The following is a 24328-nucleotide window of genomic DNA, read 5'->3' on the forward strand; positions in this document are numbered from 1 at the left end:
ATTTAAGATGGGGCACTTCATTACGCTATTGCTACTTCTGGATCAATTGGGCTGTGACCAGCATCATTTACAGAACGTCCTTCAACAATATTGCGAATTTGTTCAGCAGTGATTGTCTCTTCTTCAAGAAGAGCCTCAACAATTTTTTCCATGAGATCACGGTTATCTTCAATAATAACGCGTGCTTGCTCTTTCGCTTCATCAACAATGCGACGAATTTCTTTATCAATTTCAAACGCAATTTCTGCGGAGTATCCAGTACGAGATGAATAATCACGACCTAAGAATACATTGTCACTATGACCATCATCATATTGAATCGGTCCTAAATTACTCATACCGAATGTTGTAACCATCAAACGCGCAATGCGTGTTGCACGTTGAATGTCATTGCTTGCTCCAGTAGAAATTTCGTTAAAGAATACTTCCTCGGCAACACGACCACCCAGTAACCCAGTGATTTGTGCTTTCAAGTCTGTTTCGCTTTGTGTAAATGTTTCCTCTTCAGGAGTCATCAGGTTGTATCCACCTGCATCTCCACGAGGAATAATCGTAACTTTTTGCACCTTATCGGCAGCAGCAAGTTTAATACCAATAATTGCATGTCCTGTTTCGTGAACAGCAACCATGTGGCGTTCTTTTTCTGAATATTTACGTGATTTTTTAGCAGGACCCATCATTGTACGGTCGATTGCCTCATCAAGAATTTCCATTGTGATCTTTGGTTGTTTTTCACGAACCGTTAAGATTGCAGCTTCGTTCAAGACGTTTTCTAAGTCAGCACCTGAGAATCCAGGTGTACGACGGGCAATGTTCTCTAATTCAACATCAGGTGCCAATTGTTTGTTGCGGGCATGAACACCAAGAATGGCTGTTCGGCCTTTAACATCGGGTAATCCAACAGTAATTGTTCTATCGAAACGACCCGGTCTTAATAACGCAGGGTCAAGTACGTCAGCACGGTTTGTTGCTGCAAGAATTACAACACCTGAGTTTTCTTCAATTCCGTCCATCTCAACAAGCATTTGGTTCAGTGTTTGTTCACGTTCATCGTGACCACCACCCAAACCAGCACCACGTTGGCGACCGACAGCATCAATTTCATCAATAAAGATAACACTTGGAGCACTCGCCTTTGCTTGTTTAAACATATCACGAACACGGCTGGCACCAACACCAACGAACATCTCAACAAAATCAGAACCTGAAATTGCAAAGAACGGTACGTCAGCTTCACCCGCTGCTGCTTTCGCTAGCAAGGTCTTACCAGTTCCAGGAGGACCTACTAAGAGCATACCTTTTGGTATACGTGCACCCATTTCCTCGTATTTTTTTGGACTCTTTAAATAATCGATTAACTCTTTCATTTCTTCTTTTTCTTCATCTGCACCTGCTACATCTTTAAAGCGTACGCGGACGTTACTTTGGATTTTAGCACGGGATTTACTGAACTCGAAGGCTTTGTTATTGCCACCGCCGCCCATTTTTGAGAAGAGGAAGAACATGGCTCCACCAAGAATGATGTAAGGAACTGTAAACAATAACATATCGATAAATGGATTTGTTTCCGTAACATCGATATACTCTACTTTTCCACCTTCACCCTTTAGAAGCTCATGCAATTCATTTGTAATTTGTTCTGATTTTGGGAATCGTGTTGTAAATTGAATTACACGACCATTTTCTTCGTACACACCACTTACATCAATTACGTAAGCTTTTTGTGAAATGGTTGACTCTTTAATATCATACTTTTCAACTGCAGCGTAAAATTCTTTTGTAGTCAGCGTTTTCGATACGGGATTAATTGCAAAGCGAACAAGAAGAATCATCATCATGACCCCAATTAATACAAGAAATACGCTGTTCTTTTTATTGTTGTTGTTTTTCAACCTAATCACTCCTTTTACTGGTAGACTTCATCTTTCAAGATTCCGATATAAGGTAATTGTCTGTATTTTTCATTGAAATCCAATCCAAATCCAATAACGAATTCGTTGGGAATTTCAAAACCGATGAAATCTGCGAATACATCAACTTCACGACGTGATGGTTTATCTAACAGTGAGATAACCTTAACATCGTTAGCGCCCTTATTTTTTAATAACTGGATTATTGCTTTAATTGTATGACCTGTGTCTACAATATCTTCTACAAGAAGGATATTTAGACCTTTAATTGAACGATCTAAATCTTTCAATATTTTTATATCGCGTGATGTTTCTGTACCTTCATAACTTGAAACGTCCATGAAATCATATTCAATGTCCAAGTCAACGTACTTAATTAGTCGAGCCAAGAATGGAACCGATCCTTTTAAGAGTGCAACAAGCACAACTGGACCTTCAGCGTCCTTATAATGATCTGTGACGACTTTTCCAAGTTCTTCACATTTCTTTTCTATTTGTTCTTCACTGATTAATACTTCTTTTACATCCTTATGCATACTAAAAATGATCCTCCTGCGATACGTTTAATTCTATCACAAAAAGATTGGGATTGTTAGAGTAATGATGTTCATCACAGCCTATTCCCACAACAAAAACAATATCTTTCGCGCAATTTTCAACTACAAGCCATTTTTCACGCTGATGATGCGGTATTTTTCGGTCAATAAAGAAGCGATTCACCTTTTTTCTACCAAAACGCAAGGCGATGGAATCACCAGGCTTTGCATATCGAACTGTGATTGGGAAATCATTATCGCTTAATGTAAGTCCTTGGATTTTCGATCCTTCTGATGCAAATGCATACACATCAAAGTCTCCATATTCCAATTGAGAATGACGATTGTTCAATGCCGAATGACTTTGCACTGTGACTTCACCATAACTTGCAAAAAGACTTTGATTATTGAAGGTGAATTTTGCCGTTCCGCTTTCAATTGCTTTAACCATTTCATCCAAGTATTTTTTCGTGGTTCTTGTCACATCAATATTGTTTTTTTCAAGCCATCGTCGCAACACTAAAGATGGATGTGGTTGCGATAGCAACTGTGGTATCGGGATTGTGTCTCCCCAAGTATCTACCCGTTTTTCGAACTGTTGTTTTTGTGCTTCCCAGTCATGTTTCCTTTGAGACATCGATTCCATGAGTGATTGCTTTTCAGTTTCACTGATAGCGTTGAGTTCCGCTCTTATGCGATTTCGAGTATATGTGGTATCCGCATTTGATTCATCAAAACCAAAAATGATGTTGTTTGTTTGACAGTATTCCAGTATGTCTTTTTTTGTATACTTCAAAAGTGGACGCCATACCTTCATTTCGCCATATCGGCTGTATTCGTCAATCCCGACTGAGTTGCTTCGCATCTCCCGTTGCTTCTGAAAGAGATACGTTTCCAAATCATCATCTGCATGATGTCCAAGAGCTACGCCATTCGCCTCGTATTTTGTGCATAATTCTTTAAAGAAATCATAGCGAAAAACACGCGCACTTTGTTGAAAGTTCTTGTGTTTCCCATCATCCCTATAATCACGTTTCTCAAATTCAATACCGTAGCTTCCGGCATATTTTTGCACGATTTCCTGATCACGATCACTAGAGGTTCTTCTTTTGTAATTAACATGCGCCACGACTAATTCGTAACCGCGTAATCGCAAAGTATCCAACAGCACCATCGAATCTGGGCCACCGGAAACCGCGACAATCCATTTCTCTTGTCCCATAGTTTCACCTATAGTTATTTTAGCACATCATCTTGAAATAACCCCAAATTTAAGTAATATCTTATTTCTCTAAACATTGCTGAATTGGGTGCAATATGGCCATTAACCGATATAATGCGCGCTGAGTTTATAAACTTACAATCATTTAGAAAGAGCACCGATGGTTTGTTAAGCCCTCGTATCTTGCCAATATAATACAGATGGCGTTTGCCCTCATCATTAAGATTACGCGCTTGTTGTATTGATGACGCCTTCGATGTCATTGGTATTACGAGCAATTTATGATTATGAGACGCAAGGACCAACCCAAAGTGTTGGTATCCATTTTCGTTAATGTATGCATGTCCAAAATCAATATAGCAGACATCACCCACTGAAACATCAATATTCAATGCCTCACTGGACCAATAATTCATGCGGTGGATACGGTTGTAGCCACTAATGCACTCCTTTTTCTGTTGCCAGCTGGTCATTTTTCGCAGGAATGCTTCATAGTCTTTAAGGTACTCTTTAATGAGTTGTTCGTGGTTATCAACATCGTAGTCCCGAAACCATTGTTCTTTAATCTTAATAAACATCACTTCCTTTCACTTACTAGATATGCCCTGAAAGAAAGTACTCCTAAAAAAAACATACCATTCATTTCGGTATGTTCTTATGAATCTATCGTTTTACAGTCGTAGTTTCAATATTTTCAACCCCACCATCATTCCCATAATACTCAATGTGAACATGTGGAAATGAGGCATCGCCACTTTGGCCCATCACACCCAATGGGTCATGAACACTAAGGAAATCACCGACTTGAACGATTTGTGACTCAAGTTGTCCGTAAAGTGATTGATTCCCATTCTCGTGTTCAAGTACTACATAATTTCCAAAATGCGCATCCGCCGCAACTTCAATCACCTTCCCAGGTGTAATCGGATAAACATCGGCACTGAGTCTGCCATCAGTATATCCAAAGTCCATACCATCATGCCCCTCAAAGCAGCCAATGCCGCACAGCATTTCACCATCGATTAAAGGTGATAAAAATGCACCTTCACCTTTAATATTTAGTGATTCATTTTCATTACGTGTGCTTTTAATCGGTTTTGATGTTAAGGATTGACCATTCGCATAAATTAGATTTTGTGATGTAAATCCAATCGTGCCAAGTGCAGCGATAACGCTAATTGTGACGAAGATTCCATGTTTTCTTTTATAGTGTTTTCTTTCCATAAATGCCTCGATTCTATGCATGATTTTTTTCTGTGCAGATGAGAACGCAATACCATGACGCGAGTTTTGATGTGAACGTCGTTCCAACATGGCGATAATGAGCAATCCATAATTTTTGCGTTCAGTTTGATCCATGTCTTTAGTAACAAGTTCATCGCAGGACGTTTCCATATAATAGAACAGAGTCGACTTTATCAAAAAGAACACAGGATTGAACCAATGTATTATATGAAGAATTAAAACTATTTGTTTTATCAGCGCATCGTGACGCTGAACGTGAATGAACTCATGGCGTAAAACAAGCCGTTTATCCGCATCGCCAATGTCATTGGGGATAATAATTTTTTGATTTCGAATTCCGTAAGTTAGAGGACCGCGAACATATGTAGAGTTATAAACATTTGATTCTCCCGTTGCGACTAAGAATTGATCCATCCGTTTATTGAACATCCAATAGCGTAGTATATAGATTACAATGAATAACAACGTAGCAACGCTGTAAATGAACGCCAACGTATTGACACTTGCTACCTTATCACCATGATTCACCACAGTTGCCCTCAGTGTCATTATCGGCTCAAAGGTCGACCGCACAACTTCAGTATTGACATGAATTGGTGGCATTAGGATATGTATTGGAATTACAAATGCTAAAACTACCACCCCCATGAGTATGTATTTCATTTTTTCACTCAGATGACGCTTTAAACAACGAGTAAGTACCATCACCACAAGATACATCAACGTTCCATTAAACGATAATTGCAGTATCCCTTTCGTCAACTGCGTCATTTTTTATTCAACCACGCTTTCAACTCCGAAATTTCGCTGGCTGTAAGGCTATCTCCATCCACAAGTGATGCAACAAAATTACGGATTGATCCAGAGTGAACATTGGTAATGATTTTCTTGGTTTCAAACACCGAGTATTCACTACGATTAATTGCTGCCGTGTAATAGTTGCTTCGGTTAATTTTTTCGACACGCAAATAACCCTTTTCGCTTAGACGGTTCATAAACGTCTGAACCGTTGTCGTTTTCCATCCATTATCAGATAGCAGATCTTGAATATCTTTGACCGTCACAGCTTTATTGTGCTCCCAAATCACGTTCATGATTTCAAGTTCAGTTTCACTAATATTTTTCATAAGACCTCCAAAACTACTGTTTGTAGTTATAAAACTACACCATGTAGTTTGAAGTGTCAAATAAAAAACCATCCGAAGATGGCTTTATCCGACTAATTCTAAGTTTTCCAACATGATACCCGTTCCCTCAGCAACACATGTTAATGCGTTTTCTGCTACGTAAACAGGAATACTTAACTTGTGTGAAATTAAAGTATCAAGGCCATGGAGCAAGGCACCACCACCGGTTAACACAATACCACGAGTTACGATATCTGCTGATAATTCTGGAGGTGTTTGTTCCAACACAGTACGGCATGCTCGTACAATTTCTTGTAAGCTTTCATGCATTGCTTGAGCAGTTTCTTCTGCTTTAAGTGTAATTGTATTTGGAAGACCTGTAACCAAGTCACGTCCACTTACTGCAAATGTCTTTGTTTCCATTGTTTCTGCAGCTTCTTTTGAAGCGATACCAATGTGAGTTTTAATCTCTTCAGCAGTACGGTCACCAATTAAAAGTTTGTAAGTATCTTTAACATATTTGATAATGTCGTGATCCATACGGTCTCCCGCAACTTTTAATGAAGTACTTGTAACAATTTCACCCAATGAGAGAATCGCAACGTCTGTAGTACCACCACCTATATCAAGAACCATCGATCCTGTAGGCTTCGAAATGTCCAAGTTCGCTCCAATTGCAGCTACTTTTGGCTCTTCCTCGATATAGACACGTTTTGCTCCTGCACGGTATGCAGCATCACTGATCGCTTTACGTTCTACTGAGGTAATATTTGAAGGACAGCAAATCAAGATTGTTGGTCTTGAGAAGATTCCTTTTAGGTTTAATTTTCGTACGAAGTACTGTAACATCATTTCTGTTACTTCAAAATCTGCAATAACCCCATCTTTTAATGGACGAATTGCAAGAACACGTCCTGGTGTACGTCCAAGCATTTCTTTAGCTGTAGTACCTACTGCGAGGCATTTTTTTGTTTGGGCATCGATTGAAACAACTGATGGTTCATCCAATACGACCCCTTCACCTTTTACATAAATTAAAATATTTGCGGTTCCTAAGTCAATTCCGACTGCTTTTGAAAACATAAGTATCCTCCAATTTCTATGTCTTTTTACATGAAATAGTTTGTAGATAATCCTAATAAAAATTGCGCCACGATATATCCAAGTCCTAATGACAACAGTAAGAGTAATAATTGCATCCGCAATTCGCCGCCTTTGCGCATAAACTTACCAAAATCTACGCCGCTAAGCGCATATGCCGATACCATAAAACTCACTAAATATAACCCAATTCTAAGAATATCATTCATTTTTATTCACCTATACTACTATAACAAAACTTAGCACATATTTCCATTAGTTCTATACTTTCTCATAAAGTTCACACACTCTTGGTTTGTTGCCTCTGTTTTCACACTTTCAAATCATTAAAAAGCTCAAGGTTTTTTCACCTTGAGCAAACTTATTCAATCTCACCAATGATATTAACCAGATGGATAACAATATAGGCAAGTTCTTCTTTTTCCATGTGAATATTCATTTCTTTCTCAATAATTCCAATGATATCTTCAGCAATTTCCGCTTGCTTTTTGTAAGATGAAATAAGCAATGTATTCACCTGTTCGTTCAATGCTTTTTTATTGGACAACGCGCTTTCAATAATAAAGCGAATATGTGTTAGAAAACGTGAATAATGGACCGTGTCTTTATTCAATTCGAGTTCATATTTTTTAGTAATTAATTGCTCAATTTCCCACACGATCCCATTGAGTTTATCCAAATTTTCTCGTGTTAGTTTATCGGAAATATTCTGAATGTGAAGGGCAATATATGACACCTCCGCATCAGGAATAATGATTGAATACTTCTCTGAAATTGAACTGCAAAGTGTCTTTGATTTTTCATACGCATCAGGATATAACGCACGTATTTCATGACTGAAAAACGAATTGATTGCTTCATCTTTAATGATACGTGTATATGTTGCGGCAAGGTGATCTGCAAGTGTTATTAAATCAGGTGTGGTGAATTTATTAACACCATATTCAGAAATCAGTTGAATTGTATCCATAACCATGGCAACAATTTCATCGTCAAAACCATTGATGATTCGATTAAATTCATTTGTTTGATTTGAGAGTTTGTAGGCTTTATCGTAAGGTGTCCCTTGTGGAAGAACATCGCCAGCCTTATAACCAAAACCGATACCCTTACCCATGATCACAATCTCAGAAATTGAATCGCTCCCGACTAAGGAACTGTTATTTAGGATTCGTTTTATTGTAAAATTCTTTGAAGTGTTCATGGGTCCTCCTCGTTTGTGTAGCCGTTTTCACTAACATTATACATTCTATCACTGTTGAAGCATATTCATACGACTGTCAATCATTCATAAAAAAAGCCAAGATGTTCTCTAAAAAGAACTTCTTGGCTTTTGCTCAATTGATTCATCGATAACACGCCTTAGTGAGATTATGTCACTATTGAATGGGCTTGTCAATGGCTCACCCATTAGAAAATATCTATCAAGAATTAGGCAACCTCATAACACTTTTGTAACCATCTTTCGATTTTCTCTGGTTTTCGACCTTTTATATAGGTCATGCGAATATGCTTTTTCACACGAATACCGGTCATGATTCTTAGGACCTGATTCTTAAGAACATTCCCATAGTCTTGAAGTGCAACCACTCGGAAAATTGGTGGAGTATCATCCGTTGTAATCAAGGACGCTGTTTTCCCTTTCAAGTGGCCTTGCGGAAAGAGACCTTTGAAGTTGTAGCTGAACCCTGTTGTAAAAACTTTTTCCAAATATCCTTTCATAATAGCAGGCATGGATCCCCACCAAATTGGATAAATGAATATGATATGGTCCGCCCAACTTACTTGATCTCGATATTTTTTCATGTCTTCGCGGTATTGCATGTCGCGACGCCGGTTTTGTGCATCAAAGCGGAGGATCGGATCAAAGTTATCCTGATACAAATCCAGTGTCACAACTGTATTGCCACGTTTTTCTTGACCCGCCTTTACCCTTTTGTATATCTCATAATTGAGACTTCTGTGATTAGGGTAAGCAAATATTATTAAAGTATTTTTCATTCCTTACTTATTCAAGTACAGATTCATAAGCCTCGCCAATGATTTGATCGATTCCCTCACACGAGTCCAACGCATCTACTTGTTTCAACGTACTGTCGAGCATCTTAACAAGGTTGTTGAGATCATGAATTTGTTGGATCAAGTTCTCTCGTTTTTCGTGTAGGAACTTCTTAGATGCCGCCAATGAAGCGTGTGGATTCCCTAAATCACGGCGGTTTTTAAGTACAATTTTTATCTCATCTAAAGAGAAATTCCCGCGTTTCAACATCAATACAAGCTGCAAATCCAGATAATCAGCCTTAGAATATCTTCGATAACCATTTTCAAGACGTTGTGGGCACACCAAACCGAGTGTGTCGTAATAGCGGAGTGTTTGCTTAGAAATATTCATGGTTTTCGCCATGGATTCGATTGTATAATTATCCATACTTTTTCCTTTCTGGAGTTACAATAACATTATAGTCGACTTTAATGTCAAGTCATTTCCAGTCTCTAAATCTATCATACGTATTTTTTTTGATGCGTCATGCTCACTGTCACAAACAGATTAATTCATGTACTCAACAGTCGGGTTTTACACATTCCAGTAACATTATTTCAACCTTTTCACATTTAATCTGAAACATATTTGTTGACAAACTTATAACGAAATGCAATTATAGACTTAGGCGTGCAATCTTAACGGAGCAAGAGCCAAAGTTATCGTTTTTTATGATACACTTTGGCTCTTTTTCTGTTTTGATGCTCGAGAGGGAGGAGCGTTTCAATGATTGATTTATCAAAATTCACCACAGAACAACGCAATCCAGATACACTGAATTTGGATTCAATGACCCCATTAGAGATTGTCACTGTGATGAACCATGAAGATGCAAAAGTCGCAACTGCAGTACAGTCAGAGTTGCCGAAAATTGCATCACTGGTAGCACTCGTATCGGATGCGTTCCGTAATTCCGGACGCTTAATATACATGGGTGCAGGTACAAGTGGGCGACTCGGTGTCCTTGATGCCGTTGAATGTCCACCAACTTTCGGCGTTGATTCTGATGTTGTTATCGGACTTATAGCCGGTGGCGAGGGTGCATTCATCCAAGCAGTCGAAGGAGCAGAAGATAGTATTGATGCAGGTGTTAACGATTTGAAGTCTCTTGAACTTACCGATCGTGACATCGTAGTCGGACTTGCTGCAAGTGGCCGTACCCCATATGTTTTAGGTGGATTGGATTATGCACATGCAGTAGGTTGTAAAACAGCAGCCATTGCATGCAATCGCAATTCCATCATCGGCCAACACGCGGATATCGCAATTGAAGTTGTTGTTGGCCCAGAAGTGCTAACTGGTTCTACGCGTCTCAAAGCGGGAACTGCTCAGAAATTGGTCCTAAACATGATTACTACCGCAGCTATGGTGGGCGTTGGAAAAGTCTACCAAAACCTTATGGTAGATGTCATGCAAACAAACGACAAATTGGTTGTTCGTGGACAAAATATTGTTATGGCAGCTACGGATGCTGATCGCACGACCGCAACACAAACACTCGAACTTGCCGGTGGTAGTGTAAAACTTGCGATTGTTATGATTCTACATCACTGTGATGCCAACAGGGGGCGTCAGCTACTTGCTGACCACGCTGATCATATCAGCGCACTATAAAAGGAGAAACAAAATGGAAAACTTAGATTTAGCGAAAGTAATTCTTGATGTTACCGGTGGAAAAGAAAATATCAGTTCCGCGCAACATTGCATGACTCGCTTACGTCTCAAAATTAAAGACGAGTCCAAGGTTGATCAAGAAGCATTGAAGAATACCGATGGTGTATTGGGTGTTGTCCAAAGTGATACACTTCAAATTGTAATTGGACCAGGACGTGTTAAAAAGATCTATGATATCTTTGTTGACGACCTTGGTGTTGCTCGTGGTGGTGAAGCATCATGGGAAGAAAATAAAGATGCCATGAAGGCAGGCCAAAAACAATCGCCATTCAAAGCAGCTCTTAAAACAATCTCAAATATTTTCATTCCTATGATTCCTGCAATCATCGCAGCTGGATTATTCAATGGATTTGCCAGTTTGATTGGTCAATTCTTCCTTGATGCTGAAACAACAACAGGATTCTGGTACATTCTTAAAACACTCTTCTCTCTAATTGGTACTGGATTCCTCGGATACTTTGCAATTTATACGGGTATCAATGCTGCTCGTGAGTTCCGCGGAACAGAAGCTCTTGGTGGGATGATTGGTGCAATGTCAATTGCCACACCACTTATTGCACTTTCCACTACTCTTGGTCTCTATAATGCTGACCAACCGCTTGAATCAATCCTCACTACAGGTAAAGGTGGTATTATCGGTGTCATTATCGGTGTATGGATTATGTCTAAGATCGAGCGTGCAATTCGTAAAGTTGTTCCTGATGTTCTTGATTTAATCGTGACACCATTCCTAACACTTCTCATTTCAGGAGCAATCTTCGTTCTTGGAATCATGCCAATTGCCGGATTCCTTTCTGACTGGTTGGTGGTCGCACTTAACGTACTCATTAACTCTCCAAATCCTATTGTCAGTGTTATTTCAGGATTCGTGCTTGCTGCAGTCTTTCTACCAATGGTCCTACTTGGACTTCATCATGGATTAATTCCAATCTATGCGATTCAATTAGAAACACTTGGCGGCGTTACCCTCTTCCCTGTTCTCGCAATGGCTGGTGCTGGTCAAGTTGGTGCTGCAATCGCAATCTACTTTAAAGCTAAAAAAGCAGGAAATACAAGTCTTACCAAGATTATTACCGGTGCTTTACCAGCAGGATTCTTAGGTGTTGGTGAGCCACTCATTTACGGGGTAACATTACCACTTGGAAAACCCTTTATCACAGCCGGTCTAGGTGCTGGATTTGGTGGTGCCTATGTCATGTTGATGAAAGTTATGGCAGTTGCATGGGGTCCCTCTGGCCTTGTTGCGATTCCATTAATGAAAACATCGGCAATGATGCTTCACTTCTTTATTGGATTGGTTATCGCATATGTAGCTGGGTTTATTATTACTTCAGTTATCATGAAGCCAAAGGACGTCGTCCAAAACTAGCTGCATTGCAATGAGGGTTGTATGGTATATCAAGATTTTAATGGAGGTATTTAATGTTCTTTAAGAAAAAACAAAAATTCACAGATACTGATGTCGTTGCTGTTTGCGATGGTGAGGTCATTGCCATGAGCGCAGTTAACGATCAGGTATTCAGTTCAAAAGCCATGGGGGATGGTTTTGCAGTAAGACCTTCCAGCGGTACAGTATATGCACCCATGAATGGAACAATTGCTTCTATTTTCCCTACAAAACATGCCATTACCATGACAAGCACAAGCGGTCATGAAATCATGATTCATATGGGAATTGACACCGTCAATCTTGGCGGTGAAGGATTTAAAGTCCACGTTCAGGAAGGTCAAACAATTACTGCTGGATCCCCAATTGCTGAAATGGACTTAAAATCGATTACACCTCAAGTACCCTCGACCGACGTCATCGTTGTCTTCTTCAATTTAAAAGAAAATGAATCTGTCATAACAACTAGCGCGCATGCAGTAGGCGGCAAGGATGTCATATTCACGTTTTAGACAACGCAAAGGAAGGCTAATCATTCTACGATTAGCCTTCCTTTTTTATTTAACCGTTTCAAGAAACGTTTTTAATTTTTTTGTATCGACACCTTCATAGTCACCACTCTCAGAATAAGAATAGGATACGGCATCGCTTGCAGTCGTTGGATCGATAAACCAGCCTTTAAATGATGAATGAACTTGGCTAATGCCCGTTTTTGCTACGATTTCATTTGCATTATCCACGTTAACGCCTGCTCCAACACAAAATTCAATCTGTGATCCGTACTCAGTCTGTAATTTAGCAAGTAATGCTATTCCTTGATCCGCACTGCTCGCTTGACCACTCGTGAGCACTCTGTCGACACCACAAGCAATCAAATCTTCAATCGCTTCAATGGGATCGCTTGCCCGATCAAATGCACGGTGGAAAATCGCCTCCACCCCTTTTGTGTGTGCAAGTTCAACAAAGCGGCGGGTCAGTTCTTTATCCACATTGCTGAATGCATCCAAAAATCCAAAAACCAATCCATCACTACCATGTTCTAATAAATACTTCGCATCGGTAATCATTGTTTGGATTTCATACGCATTGTAGTGAAAGCCACCTGGGCGCGCCCTAACCATTGTGATAATTGGTAACGTTGTAATTTTTTTTGCTTCAATTAAGGTTGCGATACTCGGTGTAAGTCCTCCCAAGTGAATTGCGTTGTTCAGTTCAATGCGGTCGGCACCACATTGTTGAGCAACTGCGCAATCTTCTAAAGAACCCGCACATACTTCTACATATACTGTCATTATTACACCTTCTTCCGTGGCATGATCATCGTTTCAGGACACAATGCATCATCCAATTGCTCTGATGTCATGAGGTTTCTAGAAATCACGACTTCTCGCAATGATTTATTATTATCGAGGGCTTCTTTCGTAATCTCAGATACTTTTGAATAGCCCAATTCTTTGACAAGAGCCGTTGCCATGGCAAGCGAATGTTCCACATAATCATGAATACGTTTCTCATTGACTGTAATTCCTTCGACGGCATTTACTCTAAGGGTCACACACGCATTTTTAAGCACTTCCAGTGACTCAAATAAGTTTTTAAACAACACAGGCTCAAAGACATTTAATTCCATCTGACCCGCCTCTGCCGCCATTGTAACGGTTGCATCGTTTCCGATAACTTGGAAGCAAACTTGATTGACTACTTCAGGAATGACTGGGTTAACTTTACCAGGCATGATTGATGATCCGGGTTGTTTTCCAGGTAAGTTAATTTCATTAAAGCCTACCTTCGGACCCGAGGCCATCATCCGCAAATCATTGCAAATTCGTGACAAGCCAATCGCAAATGTTTTAAGTTCACTGTGAACGTATGCAAATCCATCGATGTGTTTGGTCGCATCAACAAGGTCATCTGCACTTTCAAAATCTATATTTGATATTTCGCACAATGCACTGACAGCATACTCTCGATATCCTTTTACAGAATTGATACCTGTGCCAACAGCGGTTGCTCCAAGATTAATGACTTGCATTTCTTCAAGCGCATGCTGAAGGCGACGAATATCACGACGAATCGATGTCTCATAACTCGCAAAAACTTGTCCCATTGAGATGAGAACCGCATCTTGCAGATGTGTTCGTCCAACTTTAATTATATGGTCGTACTCTTTTGCCTTCTGTGAGAAAGCAGTGGCCAACGCATCCATGACACTTAAAAGTTGTCGCCCTAGTAAGATTGTTGTGACTTTACCCGCAGTTGGGATGATATCATTTGTCGATTGTGCTTTATTGGCATGATCATTGGGATGGACACGTTCATAAGTTCCCAATGTACCGCCAAGTATTTGATTGGCACGATTGGCAATGATTTCGTTGATATTCATATTCAATGAGGTTCCTGCTCCCCCTTGAATTGCATCCGTAACAAAGTACTCTTGGTAGGAACCTGCAATAATTTCATCACACACTTGAATTATTGCCTGGGAAATATCTTCTGACATTTCACCCACTTCATAATTTGCGTAAGCGCAGGCCTTCTTAACCTGAGCCAAGGCAACAAACATCAACGGATGAACCGCTGAACCCGTAATATGAAAATTATCAATAGCTCTTACAGTTTGCGCGCCATACAACGCATCTTTTGGAACCTTAACCGCTCCTAAAGAATCATACTCAATTCTAAAACTATCTCCACTCATGTGTCTGCTCCTTCTACAGTATTTCTGCTAAGTGAAACAACGCACTTCCGTATATCTTTGCATTCATTGCAATATCTTCAAGATTCATCCACTCATCAGGAAGATGGGCAATCCCATTTTCCCCTGGAAAACTGGGTCCATATGCGATAATATTCGGGATGATTTTGGCATAAGTTCCCCCGGTTGTCGTAACAGGTTCAAGTCGCTCTCCCATTACTTCCGCGTAACTTTGTGTCAAAGGCTCAATATATTTCGAATGTTTATCGTTAAGAACAGGGTCCCAATTATGGATTAGTTGATAGACAATACCTTCAGGCATCGTCGATGCAATGATATCCCCTAATTCAACAATACCCTTTACTGCTGGATAACTCAATGCCATTTGAAAATAATCATACCCATTATCATCAATGCCCATCGTATATCCCCGCATGATCAATTCACCAAAATCGTCATCCTTCACATTGATTCCCAGTTTCACACCGTTATTTGGGCTCGACAAAATAAAGTCATTTAAGTACTGATAAAAGTTAGCGCGATTGCCTTTATTTACGATTCGTATTAACCCACGACCACGTTCACCATATACAACGGGCCATTTGCAATCCGGCGTCCAACCGAAAACAGGCGGTTTTTCTTTTGTAAGATAGTGTTGAACACACTTGAATCCTGTTTCTTCATTGGTTCCAAATACGATTCGAACCGGCAATTTGAACTTTATTCCCAATTCTTTCATGGCATACAGTGCATACAGATTTGTGATAATGGGTCCTTTGTTATCCAAAACACCGCGACCATAAATACGCTCACCGTCAATTTCTCCACCCAATGGATTGTGAATCCAACCTTTTCCCAAAGGAACGACATCGACATGGCCAAAAATTCCGATGTAATCCCCATCTCCATCTCCGTATTGCGCGTAGCCAATTTTGTTATCGATATTCTTTGTTGTGAATCCCAGTTCCGCTGAAATAGCAAGGGCTTCATCCAACGCACGCTTGGGTCCAATTCCGTACGGTGCGTCCGGCAAGGGTTCACTTTCAACCGACTCAATTGCAACCATGCGTTGAATGCTTTTAAGAATGTCTGGCATCAATGATTCTATTTTAGCGTGTATTTGCTCAATCATCATTTTTCCTCCAATGGTTTCATACGGTCGGTCAAATAATCATCCAACCATGCTTGCGATGCCTTTTCATGCACCATTGAATCGCCAACACGTTTGGTTGTATAAACCGTCACAGGTTGGCTTTCCGTTGCGACAGAAAATGAGAATGTATCAATATTTGCAGCCGCACCCCATTCCCCATCTTTGTTAATTGCAACAATTGAAATATCGCCTGCCTTACCGCGACGCGCAATAAGTTCACGATCAAGATCAAATGTCACGCGCTCACATGCTTGTTGTGGGTGCATCCCTTGTTTCATCAAACGCACCACTTCATACGATACAACACCCTTCATTAAGTCTTCACCAAGTCCAGTCGCGGTAGCTGCACCAACATGACTGTCCGCGTACAATCCTGAACCAATAATTGGAGAATCACCCACACGTCCTGCCTTTTTCATAAACAATCCACTTGTGGATGTTCCAGCGACAATATTCCCTTGGCAGTCCAAACTTACCATCCCAACGGTATCGTGACCTGAGTAGGGGGAAATTTCCATTTCTTGGGTCTCTTTAACACGGTTGCGATAGTGAATTTTAGCGCGATCTGTTAGCATATTTTTGCGTTCAAACCCCATGCGATGCGCATATTTTTCCGCACCAACACCCACTAACATATTATTTACTTTAAACAAACTGAGTGAGCGGGCAATTGATATTGGATTGGCAAAATCTTTTATTGCTGCAATGGCACCAACATCAAATGTTGTTCCATCCATGTATGCAGCATCCAACTCAACTTCCATCTCCTCATTCGGTAATCCCCCATAACCTACCGATTTATAAAATGGGAAATCTTCAACGTACTTAATTGCCGTCTCAACCGCATCTCCTGCGCTTCCATTTTCTTGGAGGCCAGCAACAGCCACATCCAATCCTTCTTTGGCCATACGCCATGTTGCAATAATACCCCACATAATTTTTACCTCTTTCTTAATAAGTATATTCTTGATACGTTTCTTTTGCTTGCCCTTCAACTTTTGCTTTTGCAACTTTAATCATATTTATTAAGGAATCATTGAGTCCGATTCCGCCTTTTTTAGGCATCTTCACGATCGTAACGCTATCTTTAAACGATTCAATCACGTGTGCATTCTCTTCAGAACACACTACAATCGCTTTACTATCCGAACCCGCTTCAATTGCTTGCGCAATGATTGCGGACATGTGAGCGTAATCAGCATAGTTGAAACATGGACCGCAAATTACAACATCTGCCTTCAGCTTTGTTGTGAGTGCGACAATCTTCCGCTTTACTTCTTCCTCATTGTCAAAGAAGTATCCATTACCACAGTACATCGTTGCAAGCACTGTACCACCTGCTTCTTTGATAAATTTCTCAAACATATGGTACGAACCGATTCCACCCTTTTCTACAGCAAGTTCCACATTGGGTCTTTCTTTACCCCCTGCACCTGCCTGTGTTTGATCAAAAAATAATAATATTCTCATGGGAATCCTCCTTGTTATAAAAATACTCGAAGCGCATGAAGTCCGTGTCGGTCTTTCCAAGTCGCTTCGAGTCTACTTCCTTAATTATAGATCATCAAACGAAATATCGTCCAATGAAATGTCATCAAGTTCATCTTTAATTTTTTCTTGTGGTGCTGCTTCATCAGCAAGGTATTGGTTATCCATGATTTTAAAGAATGGATAATAGATGGCACAACCAAGTGCGACCAATCCAATTTGCAATACCCCAGCCCAGATGCTACCCGTCGAGAGCCAACCCGAGAAGAACACAGGGGTCGTCCACGGCAGGGCGATTCCAGATGTCAGCGGAATTAATCCCATCGACATAAACACGGTCGAAATAATTGAATTAATAACTGGAACAAAGATAAATGGAATTAGAATAATTGGGTTCAACACAACTGGTAACCCAAAGATAATCATCTCATTAATTCCAAATACTCCTGGAACAATTGATAATCGTCCCAATTGTTTCATACGTTGTGACTTCCCAACTGTAAGCATAACAATGACAAGCGAGAGTGTACTTCCACCCCCACCAAAGTTAGAGAAGAAATCACGGAATGGGCCGGTAAAGATATAACGCAAGGGTTCACCCAATTCAAATGCATTTAAGTTTGCAATTGTCATTGCTTCATGAATTGGTCTAAATACTGTATTTGTAACCGCAGGTCCATTAATTCCAAAGAACCAGAATAGATTTGATAGGAATTGGTAAATAACATCAAATGCTGCAAATTCTCCGAATCCCATCAATGGAGCTTGAAGCATTTTATAGACAAACACATGTGCATAACCAAAGTCTGTAACTTGGAATATCATGCGGAATCCAAAGAAGATAACCATGACGAATGCACTTGGGATAAGTGCGGCGAATGACTCCATTACTGCCGGTGGTACCCCATCAGGAAGTTTGATGACCCAGCCTTTATTCTTTACCCATGCAAAGATTTGTACCGATAATAATGCCGTAATCATTGCCAAGAAGATTCCTTGTGAACCAAGGTTTCCAAATGAGAATCCTTTGAATGCTTTTCCTGCCTCGTTAACATATTCAGGGTATGACTGTTGTGTGATGATGAGAAAGGCAACAAAGGCTATAACTGCACCCGAGATTCGATCAACTTCTTTTTCCCGTGCATAGCTGTATCCAATACCAATAACCGTTAAGAGTGAAATAACATCAAATGTTGCACTAACAACAGATGATAAATGTCCATCCCATCCTTCTCCAAAGATACCGGCCATAAATTCGGGATAACCCGTGATTGGAAAGTTCGCAATGAGAAGAAAAATAGATGCAACAACAATTAAGGGTGTACTGATAATAAAACCATCACGTATTGCGGATAAGACTTTATTTTTACTTAGTTTTTCCGCAATCGGTGCTAATACATTTTCAAGTTTATTAAACATTATTGCTTCTCCTTATCTTTAATTAACTTTATTGAACGCTTCAACACTCTTTCCCCATCGACATTACCGTAATCCTCAAGTTCGATTACTTCGATTGGAATCCCCAAATGCCCATACTTTTCGATGGTTGGTTCCAATCGATATTTTACTTGTGGCCCCAATAAGATAACATCTGGATTAAATTCTTTAATTATCTGTTCCATCTTGGAATCCGAAAATGCCTTAACTTCAATTGGAAGTTTGTATTCATTGGCGACTTGCTGCATTTTACTCGCCAGCAAACTTGTCGACATTCCAGCGTTACAGAATAGATAAACACGTTTCATAAGATTTCTCCTCCTCTTATTCTATGTCCATTATACAACCGCTTTCATTGTTGCGCTTATAACCCTTTTCCTAACTCCACGGAATTATCTTCCGCATAAAAAAAACGAGTCAGAGACTCGCAATTTTTAACTCCAGTTCTTGAATTTTACGTTGTGTAGCAATGCTTTCTTCAGCCATAATCTTTATTGTTTCCGCAGCCATTAGTTGATCTTCTGCGTGCATCAGTAACAAGTCGATTAGTGTCTTTTCACCATTGGCCTCTTTTTGAATTAAACCAAAGTGAGCCTCATGACCCTCAAGTCGCTTTGCTTCACCTTCTTCAATCTGCGCTTCTGCTTGTTCAAAATTATAATGACGGGCAGATTGCATGGCCTCAATAAACAATGATTTTGCAGCACCTACGTTACTAATAATTTTAAAACTTATTAACTCTAATTCATCCATAATGAACCTCCTAATCGTTAATCATCCAATATACAAACTCATCACGTTTACGAGACTCTATGAGATTTGTCATTTTATTTGCATTCGTAATCGTTTCACTGAGCCAATCAAAGAACAGCCACATTGTCGCACTGTCAGATTCTGTGATTGCTAAGAGTATGACCAGTTTCACTTGAAACGTTCCCCACATAATGGGTTTATCCAAGATTCCAATCGAAATGATGGATTGCTTGCTCTCCATTTTTAATGGATGCGGGATTGCTAAAGCGTAATCGAACGATGTTGACGACATTTTCTCGCGATCCAGCACCGACTTTGTAAATGAATCTGGAACATATCCCTCTTTAACTAAATCTTGACTCATAAAGCGAATTACCGCTTCGGGTGTTTCAAAGTCTAGGTCTGTATAAAAGAAGCGCTCGTCGACCAGTTTTCCAAAGTGGCGTCCAAATGCAAGGTTGAAGCGCCTTTTATCAAGCTCATTAAGCGTTACAAATATATTGCTTTCATCTTCCTGATTTACAAACATTGAAATCTGTACCGTTGGGATACTCAGTGCGTGCTCGAGTGGTGACAATGTGATAATCAAATCCACATTTTGTTGGGCAACTTCTCTTTCAACAAAGTAAGTTTGGATGGATACAATTTCCAACCGTTCTCCAAATACGTTGCGAATTTTGCCTTCCGTTAGTTTTGCAAAACTCTGATTATTTGGGGAAATCAATAGTACTTTATGTTTATATTTCATAGTCAATCGATCGTATGCAGCTCCTATATGTAGTGCAACAAACCCTGCTTCCGACTCTGATATTTCACATCCTACCGTTGTTTCAATAATCCGCGAGACATGCAATCCCATTTCAAACACCAACGGATACTTAACCTTAATCTCATTCAAGTGAGCATTTGGGATTGAGACATTTTTTTGCAGTCTCCCTAAGAGGGACTGAAGATGCAAATGCAAACCACTTTGGAAATCACTGTCAGCTGAGAAATCGAGATCAAAGACTGAGTTTAAATGATTACTGATATCTTTGATGAGATTTCCAATGCTGACATTTCGCTCTCCCAACAACATATGTGTGTCGGGTAACTGGGCATTCTTATACCCTGACAACAATCTTGCAATCGCAATGACTTCTTCTTCACGATATTGAATTGGGACGATTGAGATAACTTGTGTTAGGAAGTGTTCAGCAATTTGCATTTCGACTTCTCCATGATCCGAGCCACCATCAACGGGTTCAAGATAGTTCCCATTGAGCATCCTCTCGATTGTAATTCCAATATGAATGATAATCATCGGAATTGATGTCTCACGAAGTTTATAATCGTGTGCAGATAAACTGTCTTCAAGAATTTCCATGATTCGTAGTAAATCAAATTTCTCATACAGTGCCGCAATCCGATTGAGATTCAAGAAATTCCCATGAATCTCATTGGAAAGTAAATCACGATAAAGCCGACGTTTAATCTGTTCATTTCCTTCAAAGTAAATGCGGTTTTTCTCGCGTACGAGTCGCATTCCAGTGTAAGGACTCAGTATTTTTCGAACACGTTTAATATCACTTTCAATCGTATGTTCACTAACATACAAAGCATCCTGTAGTTCTAAAAACGTAATATTATTCTTGTGAAACAACAAGCGTTTGATAATATACATTGTCCGCTCTTCTGGTGTTTGCGGGAGTGTTGAGGATTCAAAATTAACCTTGGAATACAGAGCGGTGTTAAGACGATAACCATCCCGTGTGCTCGATTCAATCAAGCCGGGATACGCTCGATTGATTTCTTCGATATCTGAACGAATTGTGCGATCGGTAACACCAACACGTTTGGATAAATCTTTACCTTTTATCCACGAATCCAATTCATCAAGTTTTCTTAAGATATCGCGTCGTCTCGTATTCATGCCTTCACCTCATTTTATCTTATTGCTTTTCTGGTTTGACCATCGCTTCATAATCAAAGAACAAATCAAAATCTTCTGAACTCATTAACCCAAGACCGACCACTACTTCCTTAATGCTAATACCACGGTCATGAGCTTCTTTGACAATCAATGCCGTCTGATCATAACCAAATTTTTGATTGAGGTATGTTGCAGTCATTAATGAAGTCGTTAAGTTATATCTCATTTTATCCTTGTTTAGTGTTATACCACGTAGGCAACGCGTGTCGAAAGAATTCATGCCATCGGACAGTAAACGCACGGATTGCCAAAATGCATTCGCAATTAAAGGCATGTATGCATTCAATTGGAAGTTTCCTAATGAAGATCCAATTGATATTGATTGATTGTTGGCCATAACTTGAACACATACCATCGCCAATGATTCAGCTTGGGTTGGATTGACTTTACCAGGCATGATTGAGCTACCCGCTTCATTTGCTGGTAGATTAATTTCGCCCAGGCCGACACGTGGACCACTCGCAAGCAAGCGGATATCATTGACCATCTTTAAAGTATTGGTAGCAATTGTATTGATTGCCCCATGTGAGAATACAAAACTATCTTTGGTACTTATGGCATGGAATTTATTCTCTGATGGTGTAAAATCCAAATGCAGACGCGCATTCAATGCATCCGTCACATCCTGATCAAAACCACTATAGGTATTCAACCCAGTTCCGACCGCTGTTGCTCCCATCGCTAATTTACGCAAGTACTTCAACGTATCTTCAGTTTGTTGAATGCCTTCTGTAAACATCATCCGCCATCCACTCACTTCTTGTCCAAAGGTGATTGGGGTCGCATCTTGCAAGTGGGTGCGTCCGGTCTTGAGGACCTCCATATATTGAGATTCCATCTTAAGCAGCGTGTTCTCAATGTTTCGCAACTCGGGAATGAGTCCGTTAGCCAGCATTGTTGTTGCCATAATATGCATTGCAGTTGGAAACACATCATTGGAAGATTGTCCCATGTTAACATCATCGTTGGGATGAATCAGTTTTTCACCAACAGCTTGATTGGCATGATTGGCAATTACTTCGTTGGCATTCATATTTGTTTGTGTTCCACTTCCTGTCTGCCAGATTGCGAGTGGAAAATGACGGTAGAAATCTTCCGCAAGAAGGCTGTCGATGCTCGCAATAATTGCGTCCGCTTTCTCTGGAGCGAGTTTTTGCTGCTTTTTATTCGCAACAGCGCATGCACGCTTTAATTCCAACAGAGCCTTGATTAGATCAACCGGCATTTTTTCGATGCCCACGGGAAAGTTCTCAATTGAGCGTTGCGTATTCGCACCCCATAACGCGCCATCATCAATGGTAACTTCTCCATAAATATCTTTAACTGAAGCCATGTCTACACCTCCTGTGCTACGCCTGTTTCAATTGCCTTTCGTGCGACTGATGCTGCAACAATGTTTGATACATCCTTGTTGAGAGCATTAGGAAGAATGTTTGTTTCCGTAATGTCTTTATCATCAATCATTGAAGCAATTCCTTCGGCAGCAGCAAGTTTCATTGCTTCATTAATTTCAGTAGCACGTACTTGAAGAGCACCTTGGAAAATACCTGGGAATGCAAGCACATTATTAACTTGGTTTGGATAATCAGAGCGACCTGTACCTGCGATGCGTGCACCTGCTGCAATTGCATCATCGTATGGAATTTCTGGATTCGGATTGGCAAGTGCAAATACAACTGCATCTTTGTTCATCGATTTTACATCATCTTGAGAAACAATATTGGCCATGGATACACCAATGAATACATCTGCATCTACAAGGGCATCGGATAGTGTTTTCTCATCTTTGGTTGGCATCAGATAGTTGCATAGTTCTTGAACAACGAAATTGTACTCTGAGCTGTTCTTTGGGTTAACCACACCGGTACTGTTTGTTGCCATAATATTTTTAACACCATATGCATGCAGCATACGAATAATCGAACTCCCTGCAGCTCCCGTACCCGATACAACAACTTTTGCGTCCTTGAGATCTTTATTTAAGAGTTTGAATGCATTGAATAGACCTGCCATTACGACAATTGCAGTCCCGTGTTGATCATCATGGAATACAGGAATATTTAATTGTTTTTTGAGTTCCTGTTCAATATAAACACACTCTGGTGCTTTGATATCTTCCAAATTAATCCCACCAAATGTAGGCGCCATGAGTTTGACGGCTTTGATAATTTCATCTGAGTCTTTTGTATCAAGCATAATTGGAACTGCGTTTACATTGGAGAACGCTTTAAAAAGCATTGACTTCCCTTCCATAACTGGAAGACCTGCTTCGGGTCCAATGTCTCCCAAGCCAAGTACGGCTGTACCATTGCTGACAACTGCAACGGTATTTCCTTTCCATGTATAATCATAAACTTTGGATATATCTGCTTTAATTTCAAGGCAAGGCTCGGCGACTCCTGGTGAATAAAGCAAACTCAAGTCATCCAGTGATGTCACTTCCATTTTATTTTTAACTTCAACTTTTCCTTTTAACTTCTTGTGTAACGCTAACGATCTCTCTTTAAGTGTGTTCATACGTTCCTCCTGTATGTCATAGTATAATTGTAACAAATCTTTGCCCATGACCCTATATAAATCATGGGAA

25 protein-coding genes are annotated in these 24328 nt (G+C 40.0%); 3 read left to right on the top strand and 22 right to left on the bottom strand.

All coding sequences use genetic code 11. From position 1 onward, the window contains the following. Positions 1 to 20: 20 nt before the first annotated feature. The 11 genes from ftsH to G7062_RS01000 form a co-directional block, all read right to left on the bottom strand. Entirely contained in the window at positions 21 to 1892 is a 1872-nt protein-coding gene (ftsH, locus tag G7062_RS00950; RefSeq protein WP_256370764.1) for an ATP-dependent zinc metalloprotease FtsH, read from the bottom strand. Between the two features lie 14 nt (positions 1893 to 1906). Further along, positions 1907 to 2446, bottom strand: a complete 540-nt coding sequence (hpt, locus tag G7062_RS00955) for a hypoxanthine phosphoribosyltransferase (RefSeq protein ID WP_166064048.1) — start codon at positions 2444 to 2446, stop codon at positions 1907 to 1909. 1 nt (position 2447) lies between these two features. Further along, the gene (tilS, locus tag G7062_RS00960) at positions 2448 to 3668 is read right to left on the bottom strand and encodes a tRNA lysidine(34) synthetase TilS (RefSeq protein ID WP_166064049.1); all 1221 of its coding nucleotides are present in this window, start codon (positions 3666 to 3668) and stop codon (positions 2448 to 2450) included. Between the two features lie 14 nt (positions 3669 to 3682). Continuing rightward, the gene (locus G7062_RS00965; protein WP_166064050.1) at positions 3683 to 4246 is read right to left on the bottom strand and encodes a hypothetical protein; all 564 of its coding nucleotides are present in this window, start codon (positions 4244 to 4246) and stop codon (positions 3683 to 3685) included. An 85-nt stretch (positions 4247 to 4331) separates the two neighbouring features. Then, on the bottom strand, positions 4332 to 5684 hold the full coding sequence (locus G7062_RS00970; protein WP_166064051.1) for a M56 family metallopeptidase: 1353 nt from the start codon (positions 5682 to 5684) through the stop codon (positions 4332 to 4334). Next, positions 5681 to 6040: a BlaI/MecI/CopY family transcriptional regulator gene (locus G7062_RS00975; protein WP_166064052.1), complete on the bottom strand. Its 360-nt coding sequence runs from the start codon at positions 6038 to 6040 to the stop codon at positions 5681 to 5683. Before G7062_RS00975 ends, G7062_RS00970 begins: the two co-directional genes overlap by 4 nt. Before the next feature lie 84 nt (positions 6041 to 6124). Further along, positions 6125 to 7123: a rod shape-determining protein gene (locus G7062_RS00980; RefSeq protein ID WP_166064053.1), complete on the bottom strand. Its 999-nt coding sequence runs from the start codon at positions 7121 to 7123 to the stop codon at positions 6125 to 6127. Positions 7124 to 7149: 26 nt separating this feature from the next. Next, a complete protein-coding gene (locus G7062_RS00985) occupies positions 7150 to 7350 on the bottom strand; it encodes a DUF1146 family protein (protein WP_166064054.1) in 201 nt (66 codons plus the stop codon). A gap of 152 nt (positions 7351 to 7502) precedes the next feature. Further along, on the bottom strand, positions 7503 to 8345 hold the full coding sequence (locus G7062_RS00990) for a PRD domain-containing protein (protein WP_166064056.1): 843 nt from the start codon (positions 8343 to 8345) through the stop codon (positions 7503 to 7505). A gap of 227 nt (positions 8346 to 8572) precedes the next feature. Continuing rightward, complete coding sequence (locus G7062_RS00995; RefSeq protein ID WP_166064057.1) at positions 8573 to 9142, bottom strand: NAD(P)H-dependent oxidoreductase; 570 nt, start codon at positions 9140 to 9142, stop codon at positions 8573 to 8575. Between the two features lie 7 nt (positions 9143 to 9149). Beyond that, the gene (locus G7062_RS01000) at positions 9150 to 9569 is read right to left on the bottom strand and encodes a MerR family transcriptional regulator (RefSeq protein WP_166064058.1); all 420 of its coding nucleotides are present in this window, start codon (positions 9567 to 9569) and stop codon (positions 9150 to 9152) included. Positions 9570 to 9908: 339 nt separating this feature from the next. Here G7062_RS01000 and murQ point away from each other — a divergent pair, with 339 nt between their 5' ends. From murQ to G7062_RS01015, 3 genes are read left to right on the top strand one after another with little or no spacing between them, the layout of a single operon-like run. After that, the gene (gene murQ, locus G7062_RS01005; RefSeq protein WP_166064059.1) at positions 9909 to 10796 is read left to right on the top strand and encodes an N-acetylmuramic acid 6-phosphate etherase; all 888 of its coding nucleotides are present in this window, start codon (positions 9909 to 9911) and stop codon (positions 10794 to 10796) included. Between the two features lie 13 nt (positions 10797 to 10809). Next, positions 10810 to 12225, top strand: coding sequence for a PTS transporter subunit EIIC (locus tag G7062_RS01010; RefSeq protein ID WP_166064060.1), 1416 nt, complete (start codon positions 10810 to 10812; stop codon positions 12223 to 12225). A gap of 53 nt (positions 12226 to 12278) precedes the next feature. Next, positions 12279 to 12755 carry a PTS glucose transporter subunit IIA gene (locus G7062_RS01015; protein ID WP_166064061.1) on the top strand — a complete coding sequence of 159 codons (477 nt, stop codon included), beginning with the start codon at positions 12279 to 12281 and terminating at the stop codon, positions 12753 to 12755. 45 nt (positions 12756 to 12800) lie between these two features. Here the strand turns inward: G7062_RS01015 and G7062_RS01020 are convergent, their stop codons facing one another. From G7062_RS01020 to G7062_RS01070, 11 genes are all read right to left on the bottom strand, one after another. After that, on the bottom strand, positions 12801 to 13535 hold the full coding sequence (locus G7062_RS01020; protein ID WP_166064062.1) for a copper homeostasis protein CutC: 735 nt from the start codon (positions 13533 to 13535) through the stop codon (positions 12801 to 12803). A 2-nt stretch (positions 13536 to 13537) separates the two neighbouring features. Next, positions 13538 to 14941 (bottom strand): aspartate ammonia-lyase, encoded by a 1404-nt coding sequence (locus G7062_RS01025; RefSeq protein WP_166064063.1) that lies wholly within the window; start codon positions 14939 to 14941, stop codon positions 13538 to 13540. 13 nt (positions 14942 to 14954) lie between these two features. After that, the gene (locus tag G7062_RS01030) at positions 14955 to 16070 is read right to left on the bottom strand and encodes a Sapep family Mn(2+)-dependent dipeptidase (RefSeq protein WP_240915965.1); all 1116 of its coding nucleotides are present in this window, start codon (positions 16068 to 16070) and stop codon (positions 14955 to 14957) included. Continuing rightward, the gene (locus G7062_RS01035; protein ID WP_166064065.1) at positions 16070 to 17026 is read right to left on the bottom strand and encodes a N(4)-(beta-N-acetylglucosaminyl)-L-asparaginase; all 957 of its coding nucleotides are present in this window, start codon (positions 17024 to 17026) and stop codon (positions 16070 to 16072) included. The genes G7062_RS01030 and G7062_RS01035 overlap by 1 nt, the downstream gene beginning before the upstream one ends. 16 nt (positions 17027 to 17042) lie before the next feature. After that, the gene (locus G7062_RS01040) at positions 17043 to 17561 is read right to left on the bottom strand and encodes a GrdB-related putative oxidoreductase (protein WP_166064066.1); all 519 of its coding nucleotides are present in this window, start codon (positions 17559 to 17561) and stop codon (positions 17043 to 17045) included. 84 nt (positions 17562 to 17645) lie between these two features. Continuing rightward, positions 17646 to 18998 carry a PTS sugar transporter subunit IIC gene (locus tag G7062_RS01045; protein WP_166064067.1) on the bottom strand — a complete coding sequence of 451 codons (1353 nt, stop codon included), beginning with the start codon at positions 18996 to 18998 and terminating at the stop codon, positions 17646 to 17648. Next, complete coding sequence (locus G7062_RS01050) at positions 18998 to 19324, bottom strand: PTS sugar transporter subunit IIB (protein WP_166064068.1); 327 nt, start codon at positions 19322 to 19324, stop codon at positions 18998 to 19000. Before G7062_RS01050 ends, G7062_RS01045 begins: the two co-directional genes overlap by 1 nt. Before the next feature lie 109 nt (positions 19325 to 19433). Beyond that, entirely contained in the window at positions 19434 to 19769 is a 336-nt protein-coding gene (locus G7062_RS01055; RefSeq protein ID WP_166064069.1) for a PTS lactose/cellobiose transporter subunit IIA, read from the bottom strand. A gap of 10 nt (positions 19770 to 19779) precedes the next feature. Then, positions 19780 to 21681: a BglG family transcription antiterminator gene (locus tag G7062_RS01060; RefSeq protein ID WP_166064070.1), complete on the bottom strand. Its 1902-nt coding sequence runs from the start codon at positions 21679 to 21681 to the stop codon at positions 19780 to 19782. Positions 21682 to 21700: 19 nt separating this feature from the next. Beyond that, a complete protein-coding gene (locus tag G7062_RS01065; RefSeq protein WP_166064071.1) occupies positions 21701 to 23074 on the bottom strand; it encodes a lyase family protein in 1374 nt (457 codons plus the stop codon). A 2-nt stretch (positions 23075 to 23076) separates the two neighbouring features. Beyond that, positions 23077 to 24258: an NADP-dependent malic enzyme gene (locus G7062_RS01070; RefSeq protein WP_166064072.1), complete on the bottom strand. Its 1182-nt coding sequence runs from the start codon at positions 24256 to 24258 to the stop codon at positions 23077 to 23079. Positions 24259 to 24328 lie beyond the last annotated feature (70 nt).

This window comes from Erysipelothrix sp. HDW6C (assembly GCF_011299615.1).
In the GTDB taxonomy this organism is placed as follows: Bacteria; Bacillota_I; Bacilli_A; order Erysipelotrichales; family Erysipelotrichaceae; genus Erysipelothrix.